General features: G+C 37.0%; 28 protein-coding genes. All 28 read right to left on the bottom strand.

Annotated elements, in window-relative coordinates:
• Window positions 1–5: 5 nt before the first annotated feature.
• Window positions 6–1,274, bottom strand: a complete 1,269-nt coding sequence (secY, locus tag EXD82_RS07480) for a preprotein translocase subunit SecY (RefSeq protein ID WP_142536292.1) — start codon at window positions 1,272–1,274, stop codon at window positions 6–8.
• Window positions 1,275–1,319: 45 nt separating this feature from the next.
• Window positions 1,320–1,763, bottom strand: coding sequence for a 50S ribosomal protein L15 (rplO, locus tag EXD82_RS07475; RefSeq protein ID WP_142536291.1), 444 nt, complete (start codon window positions 1,761–1,763; stop codon window positions 1,320–1,322).
• A gap of 35 nt (window positions 1,764–1,798) precedes the next feature.
• Window positions 1,799–1,984 (bottom strand): 50S ribosomal protein L30, encoded by a 186-nt coding sequence (gene rpmD, locus EXD82_RS07470; protein WP_142536290.1) that lies wholly within the window; start codon window positions 1,982–1,984, stop codon window positions 1,799–1,801.
• A gap of 14 nt (window positions 1,985–1,998) precedes the next feature.
• The gene (gene rpsE / locus EXD82_RS07465) at window positions 1,999–2,508 is read right to left on the bottom strand and encodes a 30S ribosomal protein S5 (RefSeq protein ID WP_142536289.1); all 510 of its coding nucleotides are present in this window, start codon (window positions 2,506–2,508) and stop codon (window positions 1,999–2,001) included.
• A gap of 21 nt (window positions 2,509–2,529) precedes the next feature.
• Window positions 2,530–2,898, bottom strand: a complete 369-nt coding sequence (rplR, locus tag EXD82_RS07460; RefSeq protein WP_142536288.1) for a 50S ribosomal protein L18 — start codon at window positions 2,896–2,898, stop codon at window positions 2,530–2,532.
• Between the two features lie 45 nt (window positions 2,899–2,943).
• A complete protein-coding gene (gene rplF / locus EXD82_RS07455) occupies window positions 2,944–3,486 on the bottom strand; it encodes a 50S ribosomal protein L6 (protein WP_142536287.1) in 543 nt (180 codons plus the stop codon).
• 28 nt (window positions 3,487–3,514) lie between these two features.
• Entirely contained in the window at window positions 3,515–3,913 is a 399-nt protein-coding gene (rpsH, locus tag EXD82_RS07450; protein WP_142536286.1) for a 30S ribosomal protein S8, read from the bottom strand.
• A gap of 32 nt (window positions 3,914–3,945) precedes the next feature.
• Window positions 3,946–4,131: a type Z 30S ribosomal protein S14 gene (locus tag EXD82_RS07445; RefSeq protein ID WP_142536285.1), complete on the bottom strand. Its 186-nt coding sequence runs from the start codon at window positions 4,129–4,131 to the stop codon at window positions 3,946–3,948.
• A 17-nt stretch (window positions 4,132–4,148) separates the two neighbouring features.
• Window positions 4,149–4,691 carry a 50S ribosomal protein L5 gene (gene rplE, locus EXD82_RS07440; RefSeq protein WP_142536284.1) on the bottom strand — a complete coding sequence of 181 codons (543 nt, stop codon included), beginning with the start codon at window positions 4,689–4,691 and terminating at the stop codon, window positions 4,149–4,151.
• 28 nt (window positions 4,692–4,719) lie between these two features.
• On the bottom strand, window positions 4,720–5,025 hold the full coding sequence (gene rplX / locus EXD82_RS07435; RefSeq protein WP_142536313.1) for a 50S ribosomal protein L24: 306 nt from the start codon (window positions 5,023–5,025) through the stop codon (window positions 4,720–4,722).
• A gap of 23 nt (window positions 5,026–5,048) precedes the next feature.
• Window positions 5,049–5,417 (bottom strand): 50S ribosomal protein L14, encoded by a 369-nt coding sequence (gene rplN, locus EXD82_RS07430; protein ID WP_006440506.1) that lies wholly within the window; start codon window positions 5,415–5,417, stop codon window positions 5,049–5,051.
• Between the two features lie 23 nt (window positions 5,418–5,440).
• A complete protein-coding gene (gene rpsQ, locus EXD82_RS07425; protein ID WP_040410590.1) occupies window positions 5,441–5,695 on the bottom strand; it encodes a 30S ribosomal protein S17 in 255 nt (84 codons plus the stop codon).
• A 24-nt stretch (window positions 5,696–5,719) separates the two neighbouring features.
• On the bottom strand, window positions 5,720–5,923 hold the full coding sequence (gene rpmC / locus EXD82_RS07420) for a 50S ribosomal protein L29 (RefSeq protein ID WP_142536283.1): 204 nt from the start codon (window positions 5,921–5,923) through the stop codon (window positions 5,720–5,722).
• 1 nt (window position 5,924) lies between these two features.
• Window positions 5,925–6,356, bottom strand: a complete 432-nt coding sequence (gene rplP, locus EXD82_RS07415) for a 50S ribosomal protein L16 (RefSeq protein WP_142536282.1) — start codon at window positions 6,354–6,356, stop codon at window positions 5,925–5,927.
• Between the two features lie 34 nt (window positions 6,357–6,390).
• Complete coding sequence (gene rpsC / locus EXD82_RS07410; RefSeq protein ID WP_142536281.1) at window positions 6,391–7,182, bottom strand: 30S ribosomal protein S3; 792 nt, start codon at window positions 7,180–7,182, stop codon at window positions 6,391–6,393.
• Between the two features lie 17 nt (window positions 7,183–7,199).
• Window positions 7,200–7,532 (bottom strand): 50S ribosomal protein L22, encoded by a 333-nt coding sequence (gene rplV / locus EXD82_RS07405; RefSeq protein WP_142536280.1) that lies wholly within the window; start codon window positions 7,530–7,532, stop codon window positions 7,200–7,202.
• Window positions 7,533–7,559: 27 nt separating this feature from the next.
• On the bottom strand, window positions 7,560–7,841 hold the full coding sequence (gene rpsS / locus EXD82_RS07400; RefSeq protein ID WP_142536279.1) for a 30S ribosomal protein S19: 282 nt from the start codon (window positions 7,839–7,841) through the stop codon (window positions 7,560–7,562).
• Between the two features lie 42 nt (window positions 7,842–7,883).
• A complete protein-coding gene (rplB, locus tag EXD82_RS07395; protein WP_142536278.1) occupies window positions 7,884–8,714 on the bottom strand; it encodes a 50S ribosomal protein L2 in 831 nt (276 codons plus the stop codon).
• Between the two features lie 31 nt (window positions 8,715–8,745).
• Window positions 8,746–9,036 carry a 50S ribosomal protein L23 gene (gene rplW / locus EXD82_RS07390; RefSeq protein ID WP_142536277.1) on the bottom strand — a complete coding sequence of 97 codons (291 nt, stop codon included), beginning with the start codon at window positions 9,034–9,036 and terminating at the stop codon, window positions 8,746–8,748.
• Window positions 9,036–9,659 carry a 50S ribosomal protein L4 gene (rplD, locus tag EXD82_RS07385; RefSeq protein ID WP_142536276.1) on the bottom strand — a complete coding sequence of 208 codons (624 nt, stop codon included), beginning with the start codon at window positions 9,657–9,659 and terminating at the stop codon, window positions 9,036–9,038. Before rplD ends, rplW begins: the two co-directional genes overlap by 1 nt.
• A gap of 28 nt (window positions 9,660–9,687) precedes the next feature.
• A complete protein-coding gene (rplC, locus tag EXD82_RS07380) occupies window positions 9,688–10,317 on the bottom strand; it encodes a 50S ribosomal protein L3 (protein WP_142536275.1) in 630 nt (209 codons plus the stop codon).
• A gap of 79 nt (window positions 10,318–10,396) precedes the next feature.
• Window positions 10,397–10,708 carry a 30S ribosomal protein S10 gene (gene rpsJ / locus EXD82_RS07375; RefSeq protein WP_054268679.1) on the bottom strand — a complete coding sequence of 104 codons (312 nt, stop codon included), beginning with the start codon at window positions 10,706–10,708 and terminating at the stop codon, window positions 10,397–10,399.
• A 355-nt stretch (window positions 10,709–11,063) separates the two neighbouring features.
• Window positions 11,064–12,257, bottom strand: a complete 1,194-nt coding sequence (gene tuf, locus EXD82_RS07370; RefSeq protein ID WP_142536264.1) for an elongation factor Tu — start codon at window positions 12,255–12,257, stop codon at window positions 11,064–11,066.
• An 87-nt stretch (window positions 12,258–12,344) separates the two neighbouring features.
• Window positions 12,345–14,411, bottom strand: a complete 2,067-nt coding sequence (gene fusA, locus EXD82_RS07365; protein WP_142536274.1) for an elongation factor G — start codon at window positions 14,409–14,411, stop codon at window positions 12,345–12,347.
• A gap of 73 nt (window positions 14,412–14,484) precedes the next feature.
• The gene (gene rpsG / locus EXD82_RS07360; RefSeq protein WP_142536273.1) at window positions 14,485–14,955 is read right to left on the bottom strand and encodes a 30S ribosomal protein S7; all 471 of its coding nucleotides are present in this window, start codon (window positions 14,953–14,955) and stop codon (window positions 14,485–14,487) included.
• Between the two features lie 164 nt (window positions 14,956–15,119).
• Window positions 15,120–15,539: a 30S ribosomal protein S12 gene (gene rpsL, locus EXD82_RS07355; protein WP_142536312.1), complete on the bottom strand. Its 420-nt coding sequence runs from the start codon at window positions 15,537–15,539 to the stop codon at window positions 15,120–15,122.
• A gap of 240 nt (window positions 15,540–15,779) precedes the next feature.
• On the bottom strand, window positions 15,780–19,268 hold the full coding sequence (rpoC, locus tag EXD82_RS07350) for a DNA-directed RNA polymerase subunit beta' (RefSeq protein ID WP_142536272.1): 3,489 nt from the start codon (window positions 19,266–19,268) through the stop codon (window positions 15,780–15,782).
• 56 nt (window positions 19,269–19,324) lie between these two features.
• Window positions 19,325–23,026: a DNA-directed RNA polymerase subunit beta gene (rpoB, locus tag EXD82_RS07345; protein WP_142536271.1), complete on the bottom strand. Its 3,702-nt coding sequence runs from the start codon at window positions 23,024–23,026 to the stop codon at window positions 19,325–19,327.
• Between the last annotated feature and the right edge of the window lie 222 nt (window positions 23,027–23,248).

Here is a 23,248-nt window from a genome sequence, read left to right as displayed (position 1 = left end):
TTGATTTATTTTAAAAATCCCTGATAATTTCTCATTACAAGATTTGATTCTAACTGTCTCTTAAGTTCAAGAGCAACTCCGACAACTATTAGAAGTGAAGTTCCTGCTAAACTCATTGGAAGTGACAGGTAATGAGTTATTAGCGCCGGTATCATGGCTATAACACCAAGGAAAGCCGCTCCGGCAAGAGTAAGTCTTGATAATATTCTTCCAAGATAATCTTCAGTAGGTTTTCCAGGTCTTATTCCCGGTATAAATCCTCCACCGTTCTTCATATTCTTAGTTATATCTTCAACATTGAAAGATATAGTTGTATAGAAATATGAGAAGAATATTATAAGAAGTATTTCTATTGATCTGTATATCCAGAATCCCTGTTCTGTTGCACCGCTTAGATACTGCTGTACAAACTGCTGTGCATCAGATCCCATAAACATTGCTACAGTCTGAGGCATAGCAAGTATTGAACTTGCGAATATTATCGGCATAACACCTGACTGATTGACTTTCATAGGTATGTGAGAACTCTGTCCCCCATACATTTTTCTTCCAACCACTCTTTTGGCATACTGAACAGGTATTTTTCTTGTTGCTTCCTGAATGAATGTTACACCTAATACAGTGACTAGTATAACAACCACAAGAAGAGCCACAGCCCATATAGGAGTAGTTCCTGACTGTACCTGCTGTGCTATTGCAATTCCGTCTACTGGTATTCTGGAAATTATTCCCACGAATATTATGACTGAACTACCATTTCCTAATCCTTTTTCAGTAATTTTATCGCCTATCCACATAACCAGCATACTTGCTGATACAAGTGTAATTATCACAGTCGCGATAAAAAATACACTATCTGATTTAAGCGCACTTCTTACTATTCCCAGTGTTATACCAACAGCCTGAACAACCGCAAGTGCAAGTGCTGTAAATCTTGTGTATTTATCAACTTTCTTCTTACCTTCTTCTCCTGATTTCTGAAGTTCCTTCAGACTTTCAAATCCGACTGTAAGAAGCTGTATTATGATTGATGCCGTAATGTAAGGCCCTATTCCTAGAGCAAATAGAGTGAAGTTACTGAATGCTCCACCGGTAAACATATTATACAGAGATAATAGATTGTTTCCGCTTACCATCTGCTGTATTATCCGTGTATCTATTCCCGGAACTGGTATTGTAGAACCTATACGGAACACAATAATCATCATGAAAGTATACAAAAGTTTTTTTCTTACTTCTTTAAGTTTCCAAGCCTGTTTTATCTGTGAAAGCACGCTTTAACCACCCCGCTTGTACTTTAACTGGAGTTCAGCAGGTTATTATACTAACTCTGCCTTACCTCCAGCCTTTTCTATTTTTTCCTGAGCTGAAGCTGTGAATTTTGCAGCTTTAACTGTTAAAGCTTTTTCTAATTCACCTTCACCAAGTATTTTTATTCCGTCTTTAGCTATTTTGCTTATAACTTTTGTAGATTTTAATAACTCTGCAGTTATTTCAGTTCCGTTTTCAAATCTGTTAAGATCTTTAACGTTTACTTCTGTATATTCTTTAGCGAATATGTTAGTGAATCCTCTCTTAGGCAGTCTTCTTGCAAGTGGCATCTGTCCACCTTCGAATCCTACTCTAACTCCTCCGCCTGAACGAGACCACTGACCTTTCTGTCCACGTCCTGCAGTTTTACCCTGACCAGTTGCAGTACCTCTACCTAATCTTTTAGTAGATCTTACAGCACCTTTAGCAGGTTTTAATTCGTGTAATTTCATGGAATGTTGCACCTCCTTCAATTTCCGTCTTTTTATTATTCAGCTATTTCTGTTACTTCTACTAAGTGAGAAACTTTTCTTATCATACCTCTCATCTGAGGGTTATCTTCTTTTATAACTACCTGTTCTCTTTTTCTTAATCCTAACGCCTGAACATTTTTCTTCTGGTTAGGAGTAGTTCCTATTGTACTTCTAACTAATTTTATCTGTAATTTAGCCATTATTCACTACCTCCTTACCCTAATAATTCTTCAACTTTTTTGCCTCTTAGTCTTGCTATTTCTTCAGCAGTCTTAAGAGTGCTAAGTCCTTCTATTGTAGCGTTTACCATGTTTCTTGGGTTGTTAGATCCTAAAGATTTAGCTCTAACGTCTTTTAATCCAGCTAACTCAAGTACGGCTCTGGCAGGACCCCCTGCTATAACTCCTGTACCTTCTGCAGCAGGCATTATTAATATTTTTCCAGCTCCGAAGTGTCCGTTTACTTCGTGAGGTATAGTAGTACCAACCATTGGTACAGTTATAAGGTTCTTCTTAGCATCTTCTACAGCTTTTCTTATAGCGTCTGGAACTTCCATCGCTTTTCCAGAACCTATACCAACGTGTCCGTTTTCATCTCCAACAACAACTAAAGCTGCAAATCTGAAGTTTCTACCACCTTTAACAACTTTAGTAACACGTCTAACTTCAACTACTCTTTCCTGTAAATCAAGAGCAGATGCATCTATTGGTTTACTGTGTAGCATGTATGTTTCCCTCCTTCTTAATTAGAATTTAAGACCAGCTTCTCTAGCTCCGTCTGCTAATTCTTTTACTCTTCCGTGATATATGTATCCACCTCTGTCGAAAACAACTTCAGTGATTCCTTTTTCTATAGCTTTCTTAGCAACTAATTCTCCAACTTTTCTAGCTGCTTCTTTGTTTCCTGTATGTCCAACAGCTTCTTTAACTTCAGCTTCTAGTGAAGATGCAGCAGTTAATGTAACTCTCTGAACATCATCTATTATCTGAGCATATATATTGTTAGCACTTCTGAAAACACAAAGTCTTGGTTTTGCAGCAGTACCAGAAACTTTTCTTCTTACTCTTTTATGTCTCTGAACTCTTTTAGCGTTTTTATCTGCTTTCTTTATCACTTGATTCACTCCTTTCCAGTGTTTATAACAAGGATTTTATCCTACTTATTTCTTACCAGTTTTTCCTTCTTTACGTATGATTACTTCATCAACGTATCTTATACCTTTACCTTTGTATGGCTCTGGTTTTCTCCAAGCTCTTATCTTAGCTGCGTAGTTTCCTACTAACTGCTTGTCAGCACCTTTAACTATTATTTCTAACTGGTTTGGTACTTCAACAGTTATACCTTCTGGATCTTCCATTTCAACAGGATGAGAGAATCCAAGGTTCATAACTAATTTTTTACCGTTCTTCTGAGCTCTGTACCCAACACCTTTTAATTCCATTTTCTTTTCGAATCCTTCACTTACACCAACTATCATGTTGTTTAGTAAAGTTCTTGTTAATCCGTGTAAAGATCTATGTTTCTTGTTATCAGTTGGTCTTGTAACAACTAATGTATTTTCTTCTCTGTTTATAGTTAATTCATTGCTTAACTGCTTAGTTAATGTTCCTTTTGGTCCTTTTACAGTAACAAGGTTACCTTCAGCTATAGTAACTTCAACACCTGCAGGAACAGTTATTGGTTTAACACCTATTCTTGACATTGTCGCACCTCCTTACTTTCTCGTTAGATTACCAAACGTAGCAGATTACCTCTCCACCAACATTTTCTTTTCTAGCTTCTTTATCAGTTAATATACCTTTTGAAGTAGATATTATAGCTATACCTAATCCGTTTAATACTTTTGGTATTTCGTCCTTAGCGCTGTAAACTCTCATACCTGGCTTAGATATTCTCTTAAGTCCTGATATAACTCTTTCGCCTTCTACTCCATATTTTAATTGTAATCTTATTATTCCCTGTTTTCCATCTTCTATTACATCATAACCTTTTACGAATCCTTCCTCAAGAAGTATTCTAGCTATTTCTTTCTTTATATTAGAAGCGGGAACATCAACAGTTTCATGCTTTACTGTGTTCGCATTTCTTATACGAGTTAGCATATCTGCAATTGGATCTGTCATAGTCATTTTTATAGCCCTCCTTCCATTCTTTCCAAATCTTACCAGCTTGCTTTTCTTACGCCAGGTATTTCACCTTTGTAAGCTAATTCTCTGAAGCATATACGGCATATACCGAAGTCTTTAAGTACTGAATGTGGTCTACCGCATATTGAACATCTAGTGTATTCTCTAGTTTTATATTTCTGTTTTCTCTGCTGTTTAACAACCATTGCTTTTCTAGCCACGCGAATCCCTCCTTTGCTTACTTAGAAAATGGCATTCCTAATAATTTTATTAATTCACGAGCTTCTTCGTCAGTCTTAGCTGTAGTTACGAAGATTATATCCATTCCTCTAACTTTGTCTACTTTATCGTACTCTATTTCAGGGAATATTAGCTGCTCTTTTATTCCTAGTGCATAGTTTCCTCTTCCGTCGAATGAATCTGCACTTACACCTCTGAAGTCTCTAACTCTTGGTAGAGATACAGAAACTAATTTATCCATGAAGTAGAACATTTTATCGTTTCTTAATGTTACTTTTGTACCTATTGGCATTCCTTCTCTTAATTTGAAGTTTGCAACAGATTTTCTAGCTCTTGTTATAACTGGTTTCTGACCTGAGATCATTTCAAGCTCCTCAACAGCTTTTTCTAATCCTTTTGGATTCTCTCTAGCGTCACCTACACCCATGTTTATAACTATTTTAACTAATTTAGGTATTTCCATTACGTTCTTGTATTCAAATTTCTCCATTAAAGCTGGAGCAACTTCTTTTATGTATTTTTCCTCTAATCTAGAAGCCATTTAAGGTCCCTCCTTTCATCGCTTATTATTATAATTCTTTTCCGCTCTTTGCTGATACTCTTACTTTAGCTCCGTCTTTTTCTACGAATCTAACTCTTACACCTTTTCCTTCTTCTGCATCATAAGGCATTACGTTAGATATATGTATAGGAGCTTCTTTAGTTATTATTCCACCCTGCTGGTTCATTGCAGATGGTTTCTGGTGTTTAGTCATTATGTTTACACCTTCAACTAAAACTCTGTCAGTTTTTGGGTTTACACTTAGAACTGTACCTTTTTTACCTTTGTCTTTACCTGCTATTACAACAACAGTGTCACCTTTTTTAACTCTCATCATTTCTCTACTGCACCTCCTTATTATAAAACTTCTGGAGCAAGAGAAACTATTTTCATGAAGTCATTATCTCTTAACTCTCTAGCAACAGGTCCGAATATACGAGTTCCTACTGGAGTCTTATCGTCTTTTATTATAACTGCTGCATTTTCGTCGAAAGATATATAACTTCCATCGTTACGTCTTACGCCTTTTTTACTTCTTACTATAACCGCTTTAACAACTTTACCTTTTTTTACAACTCCACCTGGTGTTGCACTTTTTACTGTAGCAACAACTACGTCGCCTATATTAGCATATCTTCTTTTACTTCCGCCAAGAACACGTATAGTTAATAGTTCTTTAGCACCAGAGTTGTCCGCAACTCTTAGACGAGTTTCCTGCTGTATCATCGTGATCCCTCCTTCTTTTAAAACTATTTAACCTTCTCAACAACTTCAACTAATCTGAATCTCTTATCTTTTGATAAAGGTCTAGTTTCCATTATCTTAACTCTATCTCCGATATTACATACATTGTTTTCATCGTGAGCTTTGAATGTTTTTGTTCTCTTAACACGTTTGTTGTATAGTGGATGACGTACGAACTCTTCAACAGCAACAACTATTGTTTTGTCCATTTTATCACTTACAACACGGCCTATTCTAACTTTTCTTCTTCCTCTTTCCATGTCTAAAAAGCCTCCTTCCAATTATTATGCTCTAGCTTCGTTTAACTTTCTTTCAGCAAGAACTGTTTTAACTTTTGCTATGTCTTTTTTAACAAACTTTATTCTAGCTGTGTTTTCTAATTGACCAGTAGCTAATTGGAATCTTAAGCTAAATAATTCGCTTTTGAATTCGTTTAACTTTTCTATAAGCTGTTCACTTGTTAACTCTCTTAATTCTTTAGCTTTCATCCTATTCACCACCCTTTATCTGATCTTCTTTTCTTACGAATTTACATTTGATAGGTAGTTTGTTTGCAGCAAGTCTCATAGCTTCTCTAGCTTTTTCTTCTGCTATTCCTCCACCTATTTCGAACATTACTCTACCTGGTTTAACAACTGCTACCCAGTATTCTGGTGAACCTTTACCGGCACCCATACGAGTCTCAGCTGGTTTTCTAGTTATTGGTTTGTGAGGGAATATTTTTATCCAAACTTTTCCCCCTCTTTTCATGTATCTTGTCATCGCAACTCTGGCTGCTTCTATCTGATTTGATGTTATCCAAGATGGCTCCATAGCAACAAGACCGAAATCTCCGTATGTTACTGTGTTACCTTTGTTAGCTTTCCCAGACATGTTTCCTCTGTGAACTCTACGACGTTTTACTCTCTTTGGCATTAACATGAGTTTGTTTCCTCCCTTCCTCTGAACCTTTTAATTAGTTTTCTTTATTTTCAGTTCTCTGAGGTCTTGATCCCTGAGGTCTGTTTCCTCTTCCTCTATCATTTCCTCTTCTGTTATTTCTTCTGTTATCTTTTCTGTTTCTTCTGTTATCGTTTCTTCTTTCTTCTCTTGGATCTACTCCGATACCACCTTTAGTTGGAAGAACTTCTCCGTTACACATCCAAACTTTTATACCTATTTTTCCGTATGTAGTATCAGCTTCAGCGAATCCGTACTCTATATCAGATCTTAATGTCTGTAGAGGTACATTTCCTTCACTGTATCCTTCAGTTCTAGCCATCTCAGCTCCACCTAATCTACCAGAAGCAGCAACTTTTATACCTTTAGCTCCTGATTTCATAGCTCTCTGTATAGCCTGTTTCATAGCTCTTCTGAATGCAACCCTTCTCTCTATAGCAGCTGCTATGTTTTCAGCAACTAACTGAGCATCTCTATCTACATTCTTAACTTCAACTATGTTAACTATTACGTTTTTCTTAGTTAATTTTTCTAATTCAGCTTTTAATGCTTCTATTTCAGAACCTGCTCTACCTATAACAACTCCTGGCTTAGCAACATGTAAATCTATTTTAACTTTGTTTGCTGATCTTTCTATTTCTATTTTAGCAACACCAGCTGTGTATAATTTTTTCTTTAAAAATTTACGGATATTGTGGTCTTCTAATAAGAAGCTTCCGAACTCTTTGCTATCATTAGTAAACCATCTTGAGTCCCAATCTTTTATAACACCGACTCTAAGTCCGTGTGGATTAACTTTCTGACCCATTACTGTACCTCCTTCTCTTATTTTTCTTTAAGTACAACTTCTATGTGAGATGTTCTTTTTCTTATTTCGCATGCACGACCCTGAGCTCTAGGCATATATCTCTTCATTGTTGGCCCCTGGTTAGCAACTATTGATGCTATATATAACTTATCTGAATCCATTTCGTAGTTATTTTCTGCATTCGCTTTAGCTGATTTTACAACTTTTTCTATTATTGAAGCTGCCTCTCTAGGAGTGAACTTTAATATTGCTAAAGCTTCATTAACATTTTTTCCTCTAACAAGATCGCATATCTGTCCTGCTTTTCTTGCTGAAACACGTACATATTTAGCAGTAGCTCTTGCTTCCATTACGTGGTCCTCCTTTCAACAGTATAATTATTTTCTTTTATTTGATTTCTCGTCGTCTTTATGTCCTTTGAAAGTTCTTGTTGGAACGAATTCTCCTAATTTGTGTCCAACCATATCTTCTGTTATATAAACTGGAACGTGTTTTCTTCCATCATGTACAGCTATTGTATTTTCAACGAACTGTGGGAATATTGTAGAAGTTCTTGACCAAGTTTTTATAACTTCTTTATTTCCGCTAGCGTTCATAGCTTCTACTTTCTTTAATAGACCCTTATGCACGAAAGGTCCTTTTTTAGTTGATCTTGACATTTATGATCCTCCTTTCCGAATAAATAAATCTATTAACGATTACTACTTAGTTCTTCTTGAAACTATTAATTTATCTGAAGCTTTGTTTTTCTTTCTAGTTTTGTATCCAAGAGCAGGTTTACCCCATGGAGTAACTGGTGTAGGTCTACCTATTGGAGCTCTACCTTCTCCTCCTCCGTGTGGATGGTCATTAGGGTTCATGACAGAACCTCTAACAGTAGGTCTTATACCCATGTGTCTAGTTCTACCAGCTTTACCTATAACAACGTTACCGTGTTCTACATTACCAACCTGTCCTATTGTAGCTTTACATTCAACACTTACGTATCTCATCTCACCTGATGGTAATCTTAATAAAGCGTATTTTCCTTCTTTAGCCATTAACTGAGCTGAAACTCCGGCAGATCTTACTAGCTGTCCACCTTTTCCTGGTTTTAACTCTATGTTGTGTACCATTGTACCAACTGGCATATCTTTTAACTGTAAGCAGTTACCTGGTTTTATATCAGCATCTTTTCCTGATAATAGAGTATCTCCAACTTTTATTCCAACTGGAGCAAGTATGTATCTCTTTTCACCATCTGCATAGTGTAATAGAGCTATATTTGCAGTTCTGTTTGGATCGTATTCTATTGTAGCAACTTTTGCTGGTATTCCGTCTTTATTTCTTTTGAAATCTATTAATCTATATTTTCTTTTCTGTCCTCCACCTCTGTGACGTACAGTTATTCTACCGTGAGCATTTCTACCAGAGTTTTTCTTTAAGTTAACTAAAAGAGATTTCTCTGGAGAGTTAGTAGTTATTTCATCAGAAACTAAAACTGTCATCTGTCTTAAGGCAGGAGAAGTAGGTTTAAACTTTTTAATAGCCATTCTCGATTTCCTCCTTAATTAATTCAGGATATTACATTCCCTGGAAGAATTCTATATCCTTGCTTCCTTCTGTTAACTTAACAACAGCTTTTTTGAAGCTAGCAGTTCTTCCCTGAGTTCTACCCATTCTTTTTACTTTTCCATCATAGTTTAGTGTATTAACTTTTTCAACTTTAACGTCGAATATAGCTTCTACAGCTTTCTTTATTTCAGTTTTGTTTGCTTTTTTATCAACAACAAAAGTATATTTCTTGTTAGCCATTTCAGTCATACTTCTTTCAGTAACAACTGGTCTTATTATAACGTCATGTGGATTAGTCATTACGCGTACACCTCCTCCACTTTCTTAACAGCATCTGTAGTTATTACAAATGTGTCATGGTTTAATATATCGTATACATTTAAAGTGTTAACTAGAGAAGTCTGAACACCTTCTATGTTTCTTGCTGATTTTATTACATTTTCGTTTTTGTCAGCCATAACTACTAAAGCTTTTTTAGAAGCTTTTATGTTGTTTAATATAGCTGCGAATTCTTTAGTTTTAGGAGCATCCATGTTTAATGCATCTAATACTATTATTTCGTTGTTCTGTACTTTTGATGATAAAGCACATTTCATAGCTAATCTTCTTACTTTTTTAGGTAAAGTATATTTGTAGCTTCTTGGTTTTGGTGCGAAGGCAACTCCTCCACCAACCCACTGTACAGATCTTGTAGAACCCTGTCTAGCTCTACCTGTTCCTTTCTGTTTCCAAGGTTTTCTTCCGCCACCTCTAACTTCTGCTCTAGTTTTAGCTGACTGAGTACCCTGTCTTCTATTTGCTAACTGACACTTAACAGCTTCGTAAAGCACATGTGAGTTAACTTCAACGTTGAATATAGAATCACATAATTCTATTTCACCAACATTCTGTCCCTGAACGTTCATTACATTAATCTTTGGCATTGTTATTCCTCCTTTCCTCTCTTAGTAATTATTTAGAAGCCTTTATTGCTTCTTTTATTGTTACTATTGATCCTTTAGCTCCTGGTATAGCACCTTTAACTAATACAAGATTTTTGTCAGCGTCTATTCTTACTAAATCAAGATTCTGTATAGTAACTTTTACGCTACCCATGTGTCCTGCAAGTTTTTTGTTTTTGAATACTCTACCTGGGTAAGAACAAGCTCCCATTGAACCTGGTCTTCTGTGGTATCTAGAACCGTGAGATTCTGGTCCTCTTGACTGTCCGTGTCTTTTTATTGGACCCTGGAATCCTTTACCTTTAGATATTCCAGTAACATCTATTTTTTCACCTGCTTCAAATATATCAGCTTTTATTTCCTGTCCAACTGTATATTCTGCAGCGTTTTCTACTCTGAATTCTTTTAAGTGTTTTTTAAGAACGTTAGCTGCTGCTAAATGTCCTTTCTGTGGTTTGTTTAGAGATTTTTCTTTAGCATCTCCAAATCCTACCTGTATAGCATTGTAACCATCATTTTCTACTGTTTTAACCTGAGTTACAACAACTGGACCTGCCTCAACAACTGTAACTGGTATTACTACACCGTCTTCAGTGAATATCTGAGTCATTCCAACTTTTCTTCCTAATATACCTTTCATCGTTAACCTCCTATTTTCTTACAGCGGATTGCTCCATGCGGAGTAATCATTCTAAGATATCTCTATCTTAGGCGGCTTCTTATAATTTTATTTCTATATCAACACCAGCTGGTAAGTCTAATCTCATTAATGAGTCAACTGTTTTTGGTGTTGGGTTAGCTATATCTATAAGTCTCTTATGAGTTCTTATTTCGAACTGTTCTCTAGAATCTTTATATTTATGTACAGCTCTTAATATAGTAACTATCTGTTTTTCTGTTGGTAGAGGTACAGGACCTGAAACCTGAGAACCAGCTTTTTTAGCAGTTTCTACTATTTTACCAGCAGAGAAATCTAATAATTTGTGATCATATGATTTTAATCTTATTCTTATTTTTTCATTCTTAGCCATCTTGTTTTCCCTCCTTCTGCAAATATTTATCATAATTCTGATATTCCGTCGCATCCGATACACTGTTCCGGGTGTGTTCTTACTTCAGAACCAGCATTTCGCAACGTTCAGCCAGAATTCTAACAAAATATATCTCTCAAGCACACTAGTATATTTTACATCATATCGGCATTGATTTCAAGCTTTTTTTGATTTTATTTTTAAGTTTTTTCGTTGTTTTTCCAATCATCAGAAGCACTTTCCTTAGTATATCGTGTTTTTGTATACATGTCAACAAAAAAGAATAATTTCGTAAAATTCTGTAAAAAAAGAGAGACTCCTAAAAGTCTCTCTCTTGATCTATGTGTCTGAGTTATTATTCTATTATAGATGCAACAACTCCAGAAGCTACTGTTCTTCCACCTTCTCTTATGGCGAATCTTAATCCTTCCTCTACACATATAGAGTTTATTAAGTCAACTTCTATTGTTACGTTGTCTCCTGGCATTACCATTTCTATTCCTTCTGGTAATTTACATTCTCCTGTTACGTCTGTTGTTCTGAAGTAGAACTGTGGTCTGTATCCATCGAAGAATGGAGTGTGTCTTCCTCCCTCTTCTTTCTTAAGAACGTATATCTCAGCTGTGAACTTAGTGTGTGCGTTTACTGTTCCCGGCTTAGCTAATACCTGTCCTCTTTCTATTTCGTTTCTCTGTACACCTCTTAGAAGTGCTCCTATGTTGTCTCCTGCTTCTGCCTGATCTAGTAGTTTTCTGAACATCTCTACTCCTGTTACTACTACTTTTCTTGGCTCGTCTGAAAGTCCTACTAGTTCAACTTCGTCCTGTACTTTTAGTACTCCTCTTTCAACTCTTCCTGTTGCAACTGTTCCTCTACCTGTTATAGAGAATACGTCCTCTACTGGCATTAGGAAGTCTTTGTCTACATCTCTCTCTGGAGCTGGTATGTATTCGTCTATCATTTCGAAGAATTCTACTATTTTATCTCCCCACTCGCTTGATGGATCTTCTAATGCTTTTAATGCTGATCCTCTTACTATTGGAGTGTCATCTCCTGGGAATTCATACTCGTTTAATAATTCTCTTACTTCCATTTCAACTAATTCAAGAAGCTCTTCGTCGTCTACCATATCACATTTGTTTAGGAATACTACTATGTATGGTACACCAACCTGTCTTGATAGAAGTATGTGCTCTCTTGTCTGTGGCATTGGTCCATCTGTTGCTGATACAACTAGTATCGCACCGTCCATCTGAGCTGCTCCTGTTATCATGTTCTTAACGTAGTCTGCGTGTCCTGGGCAGTCAACGTGTGCGTAGTGTCTGTTTGGAGTTTCGTACTCAACGTGTGCTGTTGATATTGTGATTCCTCTTTCTCTCTCTTCTGGTGCTTTATCTATGTTAGCGAAGTCTACTGCTTCTCCTAACTGATATCTGTCGAATAATGTTTTTGTTATTGCTGCTGTTAATGTAGTTTTACCGTGGTCAACGTGTCCTATAGTACCTATATTAACATGAGGTTTATTTCTTTCAAATTTAGCTTTTGCCATTTTAAAATCCTCCCTGAATAATATTATTTATTTTATCCGGGCGGAAAGCCCCGCCCGATTTTTCACATTTATTTTGAGATAATATTATTATCTACCTTCTACTATTTTCTTAGCAACTCCTGCTGGAACCTGCTCATAGTGGTCGAATATCATAGTGTAAGTAGCACGACCCTGAGTCATAGATCTTAGGTCAGTTGAGTATCCGAACATTTCAGAAAGTGGAACAAATGCGTTTATAACCTGAGCACCACTTCTTGCTTCCATACCCTGTATTAGACCTCTTCTTGAGTTTAAGTCACCCATTACATCTCCCATGTAGTCTTCTGGAGTAACAACTTCAACTTTGAAGTATGGCTCAAGTAATACTGCGTTACCCTGCTGCATAGCTTTCTTGAACGCCATAGAACCTGCCATTTTGAACGCCATTTCTGAAGAGTCGACTTCATGGTAAGATCCATCGTATAACTCAACTGCAACGTCAACAACTGGATATCCTGCAACTATACCAGACTGCATAGCTCCCTGTATACCCATGTCAGTTGGTCCAACATATTCCTTAGGTACAGATCCACCAACAGTTTTGTTTTCGAATTTGTATCCTTCACCTGGCTCAGTTGGAGTAACTCTGATCTTAACGTGTCCGTACTGACCTCTACCACCTGACTGTTTCTGATATTTGTATTCAACATCAACTGGCTGAGTTATTGTTTCTCTGTAAGCAACCTGAGGGTTACCAACTTTAGCTTCAACCTTGAATTCTCTTAGAAGTCTGTCAACTATTATGTCAAGGTGTAATTCACCCATTCCTGATATTATAGTCTGTCCAGTTTCTTCGTCAGTTCTAACTGTGAAAGTTGGGTCTTCTTCAGCAAGTTTCTGAAGAGCTATACCCATTTTTTCCTGAGCTGCTTTAGAAGCTGGCTCTATAGCAACAGATATAACTGGCTCTGGGAATTCCATAGATTCAAGTATTATTGGATGTGCAGGATCACATAATGTATCTCCAGTAGTTGTATCTTTTAGACCAACTGCTGCAGCTATATCTCCTGCATAAACATTAGTTATTTCAGTTCTTGTGTTTGCATGCATCTGAAGTATACGTCCGATTCTCTCTCTCTTGTTCTTAGTTGCATTTAATACATAAGAACCTGATTCAAGAGTACCTGAGTAAACTCTGAAGAATGCAAGTTTTCCAACGAATGGGTCAGTCATTATTTTGAATGCTAATGCTGAGAATGGCTCATCGTCAGAAGCATGTCTTTCATCTTCTTCTCCGTTTTCTAATACACCTTTTATAGCTGGTATATCAGTTGGAGCTGGAAGATAATCTATAACAGCATCTATTAGAGGCTGAACACCTTTGTTTCTGTAAGCAGTACCACAGAATACAGGGTTCATTTCACATGCTATTGTAGCTTTTCTTACTGCAGTTTTTATTTCTTCAACTGTTAATTCTTCACCTTCAAGATATTTCATCATTAACTCTTCGTCAGTTTCAGCTACAGCTTCAACTAGTTTTTCTCTCCACTCCTGAGCTAATTCTTTCATTTCTTCAGGTATTTCAGTTTCTTCCATTACAGTACCTTTATCGTCTTTGTATATTATAGCGTCCATTTTTACAAGGTCTATTATACCAACGAAATCATCTTCTTTACCTATTGGTAACTGCATTGGAACTGCATTTGCACTTAATCTAGTTTTCATCATATCTACTGCATTGTAGAAGTTTGCACCTAGTATATCCATTTTGTTTATGAATGCTATTCTAGGTACTCCGTAAGTTTCTGCCTGTCTCCATACGTTCTCAGACTGAGGTTCAACCCCACCTTTCGCACAGAATACAGCAACTGAACCGTCAAGAACTCTTAGAGATCTTTCAACCTCAACTGTGAAGTCGACGTGTCCTGGAGTATCTATAACGTTTATTCTGTAACCTTTCCAAGTAGCTGTAGTGGCTGCAGATGTTATTGTGATACCTCTCTCTTTTTCCTGCTCCATCCAGTCCATCTGAGAAGCTCCCTCGTGAGTTTCTCCTATTTTATGAGTTTTCCCAGTATAGAAAAGGATTCTCTCTGTAGTAGTAGTTTTTCCTGCGTCTATATGGGCCATTATACCGATATTTCTAGTTTTTTCTAAAGGAAATTCTCTAGTCATCTTGTTCCTCCTTATATGGTATCAAATTAATTGGAAGATTTCCTGTTTCCTATATTACCGAATACTCAGCATCCTACCATCTGTAGTGAGCAAATGCTTTGTTAGCTTCTGCCATTTTGTGAGTATCTTCTTTCTTCTTAACTGAAGCTCCTGTGTTGTTAGCTGCGTCCATTATTTCTTTAGCTAGCTTTTCAACCATTCCTTTTTCTCCACGAGCTCTAGTGTATCTTACTAACCATCTTAGACCTAGAGTCTGTCTTCTGTCTGGTCTAACTTCTATTGGAACCTGATAGTTAGCTCCACCAACTCTTCTAGCTTTAACTTCTAATACTGGCATTATATTGTCCATAGCTTTTTCGAAAACTTCTAAAGCGTCTTCTCCTGTTCTTTCAGCTATTAACTCGAATGCATCGTATACTATTTTCTGAGATTTACCTCTTTTTCCGTCTAACATTAAATTGTTTATTAATTTAGTAACTACCTTACTTCCGTATATTGGATCTGGTAATACTTCTCTCTTTGGAACGTTACCTTTTCTTGGCATTTCGCTTCCCTCCTTAATTATTAAAATTTAAATCATAGGTACTCGACATCGAAAAGTCAGCCGTGATGCCATAAATATATCTATATTTAAAGCACCTAACTATATTACTTAATCACTTTTTCTTCGATTTTCGGTTTGTTATCTTTTAAGCGTAACAGATCTTATTATTTACCAGCTTTAGGTCTCTTAGCACCGTACTTAGATCTAGACTGTCTTCTCTTGTCTACACCTGCAGTATCTAGTGTACCTCTTAGTATGTGGTATCTAACCCCTGGTAAGTCCTTAACTCTTCCACCTCTTATAAGAACAACTGAGTGCTCCTGTAAGTTGTGTCCTTCACCTGGTATATAAGCAGAAACTTCTATACCGTTTGTTAATCTAACTCTGGCAACCTTTCTTAGGGCTGAGTTTGGTTTTTTAGGAGTAACTGTTTTAACTGAAGTACAAACTCCTCTTTTCTGTGGAGAACTTGCGTCAGTTGTTTTTTTGTTTAATGAGTTATACCCCTTCTGTAATGCTGGAGCAGTAGACTTTTTAACTAAGTCTTTTCTACTTTTACGAACTAACTGGTTAATTGTTGGCATCATCTGCACCTCCTTCTTCTAATTTTCGATCTTTCAGTGATCGCCAACTTCGATTAATATCTCTAACTAATCGATTTGCTGTGCTTTTTAGCTTGATGCTTTTTAGTTCTACTTTTTCTATAATATAAAAGTCACTAAGAGCCTAATTAAAGACCCTTAGTGTACTTTTAAATCACACTTTTATTATTTTATCATCTAACATAACCGTTGTCAACACTAGAAATTTTACAATTTGAACTATTATTCTTCTATTTTTTCAACAGCTATATTTCTATATTTCTTCATTCCTGTTCCTGCTGGTATAAGTTTTCCTAATATAACATTTTCTTTTAGTCCTATTAGGTGATCCTCTTTACCTTTTATAGCAGCTTCAGTAAGAACTCTTGTAGTTTCCTGGAATGATGCAGCTGATAGGAATGACTCTGTAGCAAGAGATGCTTTAGTTATACCAAGAAGAACTCTCTTAGCAACTGCAGGTCTTAATCCCTGAGCTATTGCTTCTTCGTTGCACTTATCAAATACAAGTACATCTTCATATCCTCCTGGAAGTAAATCTGTATCTCCCGGATCCTCTACCTTAACTTTAGAAAGCATCTGTCTTACGATAACCTCGATATGTTTATCGTTGATATCAACCCCCTGAAGTCTGTAGACTCTCTGTACTTCCTTAACTATATAGTCCTGAACTCCTCCGATTCCTTTTACTCTTACTATATCGTGAGGGTTTATAGAACCCTGAGTTATAGGATCTCCAGCTTCTACTATCTGTCCATCTCTTACTCTAAGTCTTGAACCATATGGTATCTGGTAAACCTGAGCTTCACCTTCTGCCGGTATTACAGTAACTTCTTTTCTCTTTCCTGTTTCATCAACTCTTACCTGTCCTGAAACTTCTGTTATTATTGCAAGTCCTTTTGGTTTTCTGGCTTCGAAAAGCTCTTCAACCCTTGGAAGACCCTGCGTGATATCTCCACCGGCAACTCCTCCTGTATGGAATGTACGCATTGTAAGCTGTGTACCCGGCTCACCGATAGACTGTGCAGCGATGATTCCTATCGCTTCACCTATATTAACTTCTTTTCCTGTAGCAAGGTTTCTACCGTAACATTTTGAGCAGACACCATGTTTTGTCTTACAGTTAAGAACTGTTCTTATGTTTACTTTTTCTATTCCGGCTTCAACTATTTTTTCTGCTGCAGCCTCTTTTATCATAGAGTCAGCTGGTACAAGAACTTCTCCTGTTTCCGGATGTACTATTGGATCTATAGTATATCTACCAACTATTCTGTCGTATATTTCCTCTATTACTTCATTTCCGTCTTTTATAGCAAGTATTTCTGTAGTTTCTGTAGTTCCACAGTCTACATCTCTTACTATAACGTCCTGGCTGACATCGACAAGTCTTCTTGTAAGGTAACCTGAGTCGGCTGTACGAAGAGCTGTATCGGCAAGACCTTTTCTGGCACCGTGAGCAGATGTGAAGTACTCTAACACTGATAGACCCTCACGGAAGTTTGATTTAACCGGTATTTCGACAGTTTTACCAGATGCATTGGCCATAAGTCCACGCATACCTGCAAGCTGTCTTATCTGGTTTTTAGAACCTCTGGCTCCTGAGTGTGCCATTATGAATATATTGTTAAGTCTGTCAAGGTTATCCATAAGTGCATTTGTAACCTTGTCAGTGGTTTCTGTCCATGTAGCAATAACTTTTTCATATCTTTCGTCGTCAGATATAAGACCTCTTCTGTATGCTTTTTCAAGTCTGTCAACTTCTTTTTCAGCATTAGCTATGTATTCTTCTTTTTCCTTAGGTATAGCCATATCCGCAACGGCAACAGTTATACCACCTACTGTAGAGTACTTGAATCCAAGTCCTTTTACATAGTCAAGAAGTTCAGCTGTTACAGTGTTTTCATGTTTTCTGAAACATTTGTCTATTATCTTACCAAGATATTTTTTAGTTACAACCTCGTCTATTTCAAGGCTGAACGGATCTTTTTCTCTGTCTACAAATCCAAGGTCCTGAGGTATTTTTTCATTGAATATGAATCTACCTACTGTACTTTCAACAAGAGCACTTCTTCCATCAGGAAGTACTTTTCTGCATTTTACAAGTGCATGAAGTTCTACTGCCTTGTTGTAGTATGCAAGTAATAACTCATTGTAATCCTTGAATACCATTCCAGTACCCTTTGCACCTTCCTGTGCTTCTATTGTAAGATAGTAACTTCCAAGAACCATATCCTGAGATGGAGTTGTTATTGGAGAACCATCTTTAGGTGCAAGTATATTGTTTACAGAAAGCATAAGGAATCTTGCCTCTGCCTGAGCCTCTACTGATAGTGGAACGTGAACGGCCATCTGGTCTCCGTCGAAGTCCGCATTGTATGCAGTACATACAAGTGGATGAAGTTTTATAGCCTTACCTTCAACTAATACCGGTTCAAATGCCTGTATTCCAAGTCTATGTAGAGTAGGGGCACGGTTAAGAAGAACTGGATGGCTCTTTATAACCTCTTCAAGAACATCCCATACCTCTGTTTTTACTTTTTCAACTATTGTTTTTGCACTCTTTATGTTGTGAGCGTATCCCTCTTCAACAAGTTTATCCATAACGAAAGGTTTGAATAATTCAAGTGCCATTTTCTTAGGTAGACCACACTGATAGAATTTAAGTTCTGGTCCAACAACTATAACAGAACGTCCAGAGTAGTCAACACGTTTACCAAGAAGGTTCTGTCTGAAACGTCCCTGTTTTCCTTTAAGCATGTCAGATAAAGATTTAAGAGGTCTGTTACCAGGACCTGTTACAGGTCTTCCTCTTCTTCCGTTGTCTATTAGGGCATCTACTGCTTCCTGAAGCATTCTCTTTTCGTTTCTTACGATTATGTCAGGAGCTCCTAATTCAAGAAGTCTCTTTAATCTGTTGTTTCTGTTTATAACTCTTCTGTAAAGATCGTTAAGGTCTGAAGTTGCAAATCTTCCACCGTCAAGCTGAACCATAGGTCTAAGATCCGGTGGTATAACAGGGATTGCATCAAGTATCATCCACTCAGGTTTATTTCCTGATTTTCTGAATGCCTCAACTACTTCCAGTCTTCTTATTGTTCTTATTCTCTTCTGTCCAGTACTGTCCTTAAGGTCAGCTCTAAGCTCTTTGCTCTGCTGCTCAAGGTCTATGTTCTGAAGAAGTTTTTTAACTGCTTCTGCACCCATTCCTACTTCAAATGTTCCATATCCGTAGTTATCAACAGCATCTCTGTATTCTTTTTCAGTTAGAAGCTGTTTTTCTGTAAGTCCAGTTTCTTTTGGGTCTATTACAACGTATGATGCAAAGTAAAGAACTTTCTCAAGAGATCTAGGAGACATATCAAGTAAAAGACCCATTCTACTTGGTATACCTTTGAAGTACCAGATATGAGACATAGGAGCTGCAAGCTCTATATGTCCCATTCTTTCTCTTCTTACCTTAGACTTTGTTACTTCAACACCACATCTATCACATACAACACCTTTATATCTTACTCTTCTGTATTTACCACAGTGACACTCCCAGTCTTTCTGAGGCCCGAAAATTCTTTCACAGAAAAGCCCGTCCTTTTCAGGTTTAAGAGTACGGTAGTTTATAGTTTCCGGTTTTTTTACTTCTCCTCTAGACCACTGTCTTATTTTCTCTGGAGAAGCTAATCCTATTTTTATCGACTCGAAATTGTTTAGTTCAAACAAGGAGTTCTCTCCCTTCTATTTGAGATTTTCGTATTTTTTACTTTTCTATCCGATTTTTATAAATCGAAATCATCTTCATCATAGTTCATATCGTCATCTTCAAAGTCTTCTGAGAATCCGTCGAAATCCACTTCTTCGTCTTCTGCAAATTCATCTTCAAGCTCTTCTATGACATGTGTATCTTCTATATCATCTGGTACTACATCAAGTTCAAAGTTTGTAACATTTCCATCATCTTCATAGTCAACAGATTCTTTTACTTCTATTTCCTGATCTTCATCAGAAAGAACCTTGACATCAAGACATAATGACTGAAGTTCTTTTATAAGAACCTTGAATGATTCTGGTATACCTGGCTCAGGTATATTTTCACCTTTAACTATAGCTTCATAAGTTCTTACACGACCTACAACGTCATCTGATTTAACTGTCAGTATTTCCTGAAGGATGTGAGCTGCTCCGTATGCTTCAAGAGCCCAAACCTCCATCTCTCCGAATCTCTGTCCACCGAACTGAGCCTTACCTCCTAGAGGCTGCTGAGTTACTAGTGAGTAAGGACCTGTACTTCTTGCATGAAGCTTGTCATCAACAAGGTGATGAAGTTTCAGATAGTACATGTATCCAACAGTTATTCTATTGTCGAAAGTATCTCCTGTTCTACCATCGAACAGTGTAAGTTTTCCATCTCTTGGGTATCCTGCTTCTTCAAGAGCATCCATTATATCGTACTCGTTTGCACCATCGAATACTGAAGTTGCAACATACCATCCTAATTTCTTAGCCGCAAGACCAAGGTGAACCTCAAGAACCTGTCCGATGTTCATACGAGATGGTACCCCCTGTGGGTTAAGAACTATATCCATAGGAGTTCCGTCTTCCATAAATGGCATATCCTCTTCAGGTAATACTCTTGAGATAACCCCTTTATTACCATGACGTCCGGCCATTTTATCTCCGACTTTTATCTTTCTCTTCTTAGCTATGTAACATCTTACAAGCTCATTTACACCAGGAGATAAATCATCTCCGTTTTCTCTTGTAAATACTTTTACATCGACGATTATACCAGATTCTCCATGAGGTACTTTAAGTGAAGTATCTCTTACCTCTCTGGCTTTTTCACCGAATATAGCTCTAAGAAGTCTTTCTTCTGCAGTAAGTTCAGTTTCTCCTTTTGGAGTTACCTTACCTACAAGTATATCTCCAGAGTCAACCTCTGCACCTATTCTTATGATACCTCTGTCGTCAAGGTTCTTGATTGCACTTTCCCCAACGTTCGGTATATCTCTTGTTATTTCTTCTGGTCCAAGTTTTGTATCTCTGGCTTCACATTCATACTCTTCTATATGTATAGTAGAAAGTCTGTCTTCTCTTACAAGTCTTTCGTTTATTAAAACGGCGTCCTCGTAGTTGTAACCTTCCCAAGTCATGAATGCTATAAAGCAGTTTCTACCAAGTGCTATTTCCCCAAGGTCTGTAGCTGGTCCGTCTGCTATAACGTCTCCTGCCTTTACTTCTTCACCTTTGTCCACTATAGGAGTCTGGTTTATACAAGTACCTGCATTTGAACGTTTGAATTTAAGAAGCTTGTACTTATCTTTGTTTCCATCTTCTCTTTTTATTACTATTTCATCAGCTGAAACTCTGTCAACTATACCGCTGTTTTTAGCAACAACAACAGCTCCAGAGTCTTTAGCTGCTCTGTACTCTATTCCTGTTCCTATTATAGGAGCTTCTCTTCTCACTAGAGGAACTGCCTGACGCTGCATGTTTGATCCCATAAGCGCACGGTTGGCGTCGTCATTTTCAAGGAATGGTATCATTGCAGTCGCAACAGATACAACCTGTTTAGGAGATATGTCCATGTAGTCTACTCTATCAGCTGAAAGAAGCTCAAGAGCACCGTTTACAGTTCTACATGTTACTCTGCTGTTTACAAATTTACCGTCTTCTGTAAGAGGTTCGTTTGCCTGCGCTCTTACAAAAAGGTCTTCTTCATCTGCAGTAAGATAATGTATCTCATCTGTTACTCTACCTGTTTCCTTGTCATATTTTCTGTATGGAGACTCTATAAATCCATACTCATTTACTTTTGCATATGTACCAAGAGAGTTGATAAGACCGATGTTTGGTCCCTCTGGAGTCTCTATCGGACACATTCTTCCGTAATGTGAGTGATGAACGTCACGGACTTCGAATCCCGCTCTCTCTCTTGAAAGACCTCCTGGTCCAAGAGCAGATAATCTTCTCTTATGAGTAAGCTCTGATAGAGGGTTTGTCTGGTCCATGAACTGTGAAAGCTGAGAGCTTCCGAAGAATTCTTTTATTGCTGCAGAAACAGGTCTTATATTTACAAGAGCCTGAGGAGTTATGGCTTCCATATCCTGAACAGTCATTCTCTCTTTTATAACTCTTTCCATTCTTGAAAGACCTATTCTCACCTGGTTCTGAAGAAGTTCACCTACTGATCTTATTCTTCTGTTTCCAAGGTGGTCTATATCATCTATGTTACCTATTCCGTAGAATAAGTTGAACTCGTAGCTTATAGACGCAATTATATCGTCAAGAAGTATGTGTTTAGGAATAAGTTCTCTTATTCTTGATTTTATAGCTTCTTTTATTTCTTCTTCATCATCATAGCTGTCAAGTATTTCCTTTAATGTAGGATAATGTACTTTTTCTTTTATATTAAGGTCAGATATATCAAATCCCACATGGGCTTCTATATCAACAAAGTTGTTACCTATTACTTTTACTTCTTTCTCATCATTTACAAGTATATGTACAACGTTTATACCTGCATTCTGTATTTTCTTTGCAGTTTCAAGAGATATTGTATCTCCTGCATTTACATACACTTCACCTGTCTCAGTATCAACAACGTCTCTTGATGCCACTCTGTTCATTATTCTGTAGCATAAAGCAAGTTTTTTGTTGAATTTGTATCTACCTACTTTTGCAAGATCGTATCTCTTTGGATCAAAGAATAATGCATTAAGTAGAGAAGATGCACTTTCTACTGTAGGAGGCTCACCTGGTCTAAGTTTTTTGTATATTTCAACAAGACCTTCTTCAACTGTAGAAGTATTATCCTTTTCAAGAGTAGCTGAAAGTCTTTCATCTTCTCCTAAAAGGTTTATTATTTCTGCATCAGTTCCTATTCCAAGCGCTCTAAGTAGAACTGTTACAGGCTGTTTTCTTGTTCTGTCAACTCTTACAGATATAACATCATTAGAGTCTGTCTCATATTCAAGCCATGCTCCTCTGTTTGGTATAACTGTAGATGATATCAGTTTTTTACCTGTTTTATCTCTTTCTAAAGCGTAATAAACTCCCGGAGATCTTACAAGCTGGCTGACAATAACCCTTTCCGCTCCATTTATAACGAAAGTTCCTCTTTCTGTCATAAGCGGGAAGTCACCCATGAAGACTTCCTGTTCTTTTATTTCGCCCGTTTCTTTATTTATAAGTCTAACTTTAACTTTTAGAGGTGCACAATATGTTGCATCTCTTTCCTTACATTCTTCTATATCATATTTTGGATTTTCGTCAAGAGAGTAGTCGACAAATTCCAGTATAAGATTACCTGTGTAATCCTCTATTGGTGAAATATCGTCAAAAACTTCTTTTAATCCTTCTTCTAAAAACCACTTATAAGAATCCACCTGGATTTCTATAAGGTTTGGTACGTCAGCTATTTCCTTTATTTTGGAAAAGCTCATTCTCTTTCTTTTACCTATCGTGACAGGATGTGGCATTTCACTCTTCACCTCTCATATCTAAAGTTCATTGTATAACGCATCTAATGATTTTATCACATTTTCATGGTTTTTTCAATACTTTTTTATTCCGTACATATTGAAAATACGCCCATTTTAATGTTCCTATCTATATAATAACTCATTCAGAGAATATTTAACAGATGATATTTCTTTTTTATTTCACATTTTTGTCTATTGCCGTTCAAAGTTGTTTTTACA

Source organism: Peptacetobacter hominis (assembly GCF_006861675.1).
Taxonomy (GTDB): Bacteria; Bacillota; Clostridia; order Peptostreptococcales; family Peptostreptococcaceae; genus Peptacetobacter; species Peptacetobacter hominis.
The sequence above is the reverse complement of the archived record's forward strand: the minus strand, read 5'-3'. Positions and strand labels throughout refer to the sequence as shown.